Source organism: Proteiniphilum sp. UBA5384 (assembly GCF_002410825.1).
GTDB lineage: Bacteria > Bacteroidota > Bacteroidia > Bacteroidales > Dysgonomonadaceae > Proteiniphilum.
In genome coordinates, this window is sequence record NZ_DHOS01000044.1 from 1 (window position 1) to 6621 (window position 6621).

Annotated in this window: 5 protein-coding genes; all 5 read right to left on the minus strand. The window is 40.7% G+C overall.

Annotated elements, in window-relative coordinates:
* Positions 1–159 precede the first annotated feature (159 nt).
* Positions 160–1302 (minus strand): glycoside hydrolase family 43 protein, encoded by a 1143-nt coding sequence (locus B4G81_RS08735; RefSeq protein ID WP_294081608.1) that lies wholly within the window; start codon positions 1300–1302, stop codon positions 160–162.
* A 16-nt stretch (positions 1303–1318) separates the two neighbouring features.
* Positions 1319–2539: a glycoside hydrolase family 27 protein gene (locus B4G81_RS08740; RefSeq protein WP_294081609.1), complete on the minus strand. Its 1221-nt coding sequence runs from the start codon at positions 2537–2539 to the stop codon at positions 1319–1321.
* A 70-nt stretch (positions 2540–2609) separates the two neighbouring features.
* Positions 2610–4331: a DUF4886 domain-containing protein gene (locus B4G81_RS08745; protein WP_294081610.1), complete on the minus strand. Its 1722-nt coding sequence runs from the start codon at positions 4329–4331 to the stop codon at positions 2610–2612.
* 107 nt (positions 4332–4438) lie between these two features.
* Positions 4439–5614 (minus strand): hypothetical protein, encoded by a 1176-nt coding sequence (locus B4G81_RS08750; RefSeq protein WP_294081611.1) that lies wholly within the window; start codon positions 5612–5614, stop codon positions 4439–4441.
* A 92-nt stretch (positions 5615–5706) separates the two neighbouring features.
* Positions 5707–6621 (minus strand): fibrobacter succinogenes major paralogous domain-containing protein (locus B4G81_RS08755; protein ID WP_294081613.1); only part of this gene is annotated, 915 nt, incomplete at its 5' end.

The following is a 6621-nucleotide window of genomic DNA, read 5'->3' on the forward strand; positions in this document are numbered from 1 at the left end:
ATCCAAGGTCATCCGCCAGAATGACAATGATATTGGGTTTAACCTCTTTCTCTTTCGTACAACCGATGAAATTCAATGCCCCGGCAGTGCATAATGTCAATTTTGATCTGATATTCATTGTTTAGATATTTTTTCTGAAATAAGAAAATTACCTTTTCATCAATTAGGATCATCTAAAGACCATCTATCCTTCCATTCAATGGTGAACCCATTGTCGGTAAAATGAATGGGGAGCCAGACATAGGTACCTTCAATCGGGTTTTCAGGACGCCAGCGATCCCCCAAGTAGATATACTTATCCGTGCCGGCTACCTGTAGGACGAAAGTACTCTGGGATTCAAAAGTAGTGTCGGCACCCTCCCCTATGCAAGGATTCGGCAATTCTTTCCATTCCCCGAAAATGGAGTCGGCAACAGCAGAGCGCGCTGCATTGGGCGCCCATCCGGTACAGCCAGACATAATCAAATAATACTTCCCGTCTTTCTTGAACATGGCAGGAGCTTCCATGAAACGGTCGGCAAAAATACGGATATATTCTCCAGTGTGGTTAGTATACTCCTCGTCAAGCAACGCTATGTGTAGGGTGCTGTTTTCTTCGGAAGAGTATATATGGTAGACTTTGCCATCATCATCTCTGAACAGGGTCATGTCTCTTGCCATCTGTCCCTTATCGAGATCACGCTTTATCAGGTTCAACTCGTGGGTCGGGCTAGATATGCTTCCACCGGTAAAAACGGCTCCTTCCACGTTTACCGGTTTTATTTTCAGGCTATCGGGATAATTCAACGGCCAATGTCCGGCATTGGGTCTCACAGACTTTAGATAGGTATATGGCCCCGTAACCCTGTCACTCGTCGCAATCCCACTTAATGCGCTGGAGTATTTTACTCCCTTTAATTCCAAATGGAACCACATCACAAATTTCTTTGTTTTCTCATTGTAAATAACTTTCGGCCGCTCTATAATGGATCCCTTCTCGATATCGCTATCGGAACCTTCCGGCATTACACTCAGGGCAATACCCTCATCCTTCCAATTGTAGAGATCTTGCGAAGAATAGCAATGTACTCCGACTTGCGCACGGTTGCCATCTTGACCTTCTATTTTATGTTCACCGAACCAATAATAGATACCCTCGTGATGTAATATACCTCCCCCGTGAGCGTTGATATGGACTCCATCGGTATCTCTCCATTCCTCGCCGGAAATGAATACATATCCACTCTCTACTTTTTTCTGTGCACAAGCGCTGATAGCCAGTAACAATATCACCCCAATTAACACTTTCCTTAATTGATTCATTTTCTTTATACTTTTTTTATTCCACTAATATAAACAAGCCACTTCGGGGAGATACCTGTCCGGAGAATTTCCCGTAAAATATGCCTAACTCTTTTTCTGCATATATATCATGTATACGGGCTTTGCCGCTAACTCCAATATCTTTCAGATCAAATGAAATAGAAACTTTCGCATCCGGTTTCCTATTTAGGAGCAAAACAGCCGTTTTACCGTCACACATTCTTTTAGCCCAAATTTCGGTATCACCTTTTTGCTGAATGCGAGTGCCCTGCCCTCCAGGCGCCTGATTAATAGCTATAGCTGTCTCATTTAGTATTATTCCTCTCTCTTCCGATGTCATGTTCCTTGGGTCATTGCCTAAAAACAAAGGGGAAGACATGATACACCATAGGGCAAAATGAGCCTTTTGTTCTTCGAGTGTCAGTCCCTGCTCACCCGTTACCATCATATCAGGATCATTCCAATAGCCTGTTCGGGCATACTCCGCAACCTCATTATTTTGTTCTGCTATCGTCATGACAGACAAAAAATTATCCACCGGTGTCTCATCTATAAAATTGGCGCCTCCGGTCACTTTGGCGGAAATATCATAGGTTGTCCGGGACATATGGCTTATTTCCGGATTCCATTCACGGAATTCGTATGCACTAATGTTAAAGATAATATCACGACCCGTTTCCTGTATCAATTCACTCCATTTAGTATAAAGGTCATGGATCAGTTCTTCCGTCCATCCTTCTTCGTTATTATATTGACAACGATCCAGTTTGATGAAGTCAATTCCCCAATCCACAAATTGCGCTATATGCACCTCTTCATACCCGTAACCTCCTACGGGATCGCCTGCACAATCATGGGTCCCGGGCACCGTATGGAGTCCTATCTTCAACCCTCTCTCATGTGCATAGTCGGCTAACGGTTTAATGCCATTGGGAAACTTGACCGGATGACAAAGAAGCTCTCCATTCGGCCCCAGTTTAGTATCACGCCATCCTCCATCTATCACCATATAACGATAACCAGCGTCACGTAAGCCGGTGGATACCATGGCATCAATTACTTCTCTTACCAGTTGTTCGTTGATATCATGTTTGCCGAACCAGTTCCAACTATTCCAACCCATAGGTGGCGTAGTTGCCAAATTCTTGAACCGTTGATTTTGAGAAAAACTATTTCCTACTATAATACTCTGTAGCACCAATAACAATGCAATTACTTTGATTATTCGCTTATTCATTTATAAATTTATTGAAAGAATATTCCACTTTCTAATTATGTTTTAGTTGTACTTCAAAAAAGCGTGGGCACTATTCAGTTACTGATAGCTTCATTGCGTTGATATAGAAGAACTTATATTCATTATTGTTATTTGGACCATAAGTCACGTTAATACTTACCGTTCCATTACTCCGGGGTTGTATTCCTTGTGTCCCTACAACTTTTGCTATGTTGCTACTGGCGTCGAGATAAACAATTTTCTCGTTAGTCCCCCTAACCGTATATTTTGTTTCCCGATTATCGGCTGCAGCACGAGAACTAAAAAAGAGGAAATCATACTTCCTTTCCGAATTCAATCCTTTTATTTCTATTTCTCCCTCCGGACTTGTTTGACCATTAAACTCCGTCAAATTGCCAAAAAAAGAATCATTGGAAGCTGTTTCAGGAAGAGTGAACTCTGGAATTTGTGTCACAGTGGGACCACCACTATTCCTGCCTCCAAACTTTTGTTTTATTATCAATTCTATGCCTAACTCCGCACCATCCTCATCTACAAGTTCAATAGAACTTCCGACAATAGTTGATGTCATATTATTCCATGGGAAAGATGATAATTTCCCTGCCTCCCCAAAATCAACATAGACAGGTTTTATCAACTCTTTAATAACAGGATCCTCCTTGAAATCGACCAACTCAGTAACTTTATACGGATTTTGTACGGCAAAATACGCTGCTGTACGCGCCACATTAGCACGAGATTCACTCAGTCCGGCAGGCATAAATGAATTATTTCTCACATCAATGCCAAACAATTTCCCAAACCATACACAAGCTGCGGTATACCTACCATAACTCATATCCAAATGAAAACCATCACGGGTAAAATTATCACCGATATAACTGGTTCTTGCATTCTGAATTGCTGTTCCGGACGGAATAATCATATCCAGACCTTCCTTTTCTGTAACTAGTCTTGTGGTTTCTACAATAGAGTTGTACATTTTTATCTGATCCCGGTCATATTTGGAAAAATCTGCATGAGTAGAATTTCCCGCATACGCCCAAGTCTGATGCAGGATGAATTTAACATCAGGGTTGATTGCATTTTCTCTCAGATAATTAAGAATATTGCTCAAATTTCCGTACGATGAAAGGAGCCCGGAATATCCGCTTACCTGCTGAATACTGATATAATCCCAGTCTTCTTCCTTGATAACCGAACTTATAGCCTTGTCAGAGACTCGGGTTTTATTTCCTTCCTCTATTTTCAAATAATTATACTCGGCCTTATCATCAGAAATATTATCCCAATGCCTGTCCAATGAGCCCCCCCCGATAGTCATGCTCCCTATTATAAGTTCTATCCCCTCGGCCTCTGCCAGTTCATATAGGTTTTGCTCAATAGCATCCACAGTAAAACTATTTCCCAAGGCAAGAAGTTTGACACTCCCTCTTTCGGTAACAGTTATCTTGCACTGTACGGATACTTCCTTCCCGGCTGACTCCAATGTGACGATTGCTGTTCCAACGGATAAACCATGTATCGTAACCCTATCTGTATTATTGTTTTCCAGTCCGACAATTTCCGGATTACTGTTATTCCAGCTATAATCCAATTGGGCTGCGTCTTCATTAAAACTGGCGGTTAGGAGCTGTTTACTACCTTCTTTCAGTGATATATCCGTCTGATCAATATTTACTACATATTCCTTTATTTGTTTTTTTATCTGGGGAATATCATTCGCGCCGGAACAGGCAAAATTAGACGTTCCCAGAATCAGAATATAGATACAAAAGTTTATTATCTTCATTTCAGAATATCTTTACAAATGTACAAAACACCGTTTAAAAAACAACTTAACGCACCAATAAAATCATTATCAAACCATTGTACACCCTGTTCAACTACCACGTTATATCAGTCAATAATTTCTTGAAAAATTTTTCCACTTTCCAACAATGCTCCATTTTCCCAAATATTATACTCATTTGTGGCATCAAACTCATATAAAGCCGTCATTACGGTTCCTCCAATAGTTTCTATAGCCTTAATGAAATTGCGCGCATAGTGAAGTCTCCGCTTTTCACCTCCATTATTTTGGAATTGCGGTCTGGAAAAACCCCACTCCGTCATCCAATAGGGCATAGGGGTATCTAACACTGCATTGATCGGATCAAAATAATAGGTTCGGAGATCATTTTCCATATTATCAACAAGAGCAGGATAAGCATGAATTCCTATTCCATCTGCAAATTGGAGCCAATTCGTTTTCTCGGTCTGTTCAGGATGTTTTCCCTGCAACAGTGTCATAAACATATTGGTAGCAATTACGGTAAAACCGTTATTTATCGACCATCTATAATTATTTCGTTCTCCTCCGCTAACCAGACCTGTGGTCACCAATTTCACATCTCTACCTGTAAAATGATCATTCATAAGATCTTTCGTTATTTCCAAGCATTTTCCATATTGTAAAATACCGGTATAGATCGCCTGAAAAGAAGGATGATTCAATGGTGTCTCTAATGTAAATACTTCTCCTTTTCCTTCAGACGTTGGTTGCAAGTCGCCATTAAAGCCTCCCCAATTAGCTTCGTTAAATAGTTCCAGACCAATCAAGGCATCAGCCGGTGTATGTATTGCAAGTTGTTCTAATAATTCATTCATAAAACTACGGAAACGATCAAGATCTATATCAGACATCCTATAGAGTTTATAATTCGGTCCCGTCACCTTTTCGTAACCTTCAGGAAACATATCCATCCACATAGGTTGCACCAACAATACCTTGATTCCTTTATTTGAAAATGAGTTGATGTTGTGGATTACTTGTTCTATACTCCCTCTTTCTTTTACTCCATTTATTCTCACCACAGGAATATGACTATTGGCAATATTATTTGCAATTTCAACAACTTCCCCATGATTCATCCATTGCAAATTTTGACGACAAACGCCATGCATAGCGCTTATATTCAACTCCTTTTGCTCTTCATCTGGCAGAAGGAGATTATTCTGATCCCCAGAGCAAGCTTGTATTTCTCCTGTACAAAACAATACAACAAGAAGAAAATAAAAAAAATTTTGTTTCATAATAATGATATATCATTTCTCTACGACCGTTGTTCCTGAGAAAAACAACGGTTCAATTAATATACTTTTTACAAGTTCTATTTATACACTGATTATAGATTATTCTTATCCCTAACACAACGCACGCTACCTCCAAAACTTAATGGATTATAAATCCTTCCAATAGGATGAAGCCGAATAGACCGTCTGTACATAGTAGTAGAGGTTCCTCTTATAGTACTTGTCCAAAGACTATTTCCTCTATAGGAATTAAATCCCTCAAATCCACCACCTTGAGCGAGTCTATATCCGGAAGGTAAAGCGTTAAAACCAAATTCATCCGTTCCTGCCGGATCTCCAATACTCCACTCCGGGCCACGTAACTTGTATGCAACCGAAGCTGCTGTTCCTCTACCCTCCACTTCCACATCAAGATCTGTTTCTGGTAAACCGGCAAGACGCTCCAGGTTCTTGTAGTCCTCATCAGTAGCAATACGCCATCCCTCCGGTGCCAATCCTTCCTGTGCTACTACCGCATAACCGTTATATAACAATCCATGTTTAGCAATCATTTCTTCTTCTGAACTTATATTCGTCCCCGTATGAGGATACACAGCATATGCTCCGTAAGTCAGATTTGCCCACTGTGCATCTGAAAATCCTGTTGTGATCGCATCTCCATTACGATAACGGGTTACTCTCAAGTTTTCTGTCATCCATTCCAGATCACCGATTACAACCGTTTTATAGGTATTTCCATCAATATCTGTAAGAGTCCCTGCCTCAACAAAATTCAAGACTGTGCCATTATAAATTGCGGGGAGATAAAAAGCTTTTCCAATGGCTGTAGCAGTTGTGCGTGCCGGTTTACTATTAGCGCTTACTACCAGTTCAGTATCCGAGGCATTTAAAACCTTCAGGCTTATCTCCGGCCAGTTCTGATCTGCAATGGGAATAAACCATCCCCAGAATTCCTGTACAGTTCCGGATGCGAGATTGGTTGTTTCCGACAATTCAAATGTCAATTC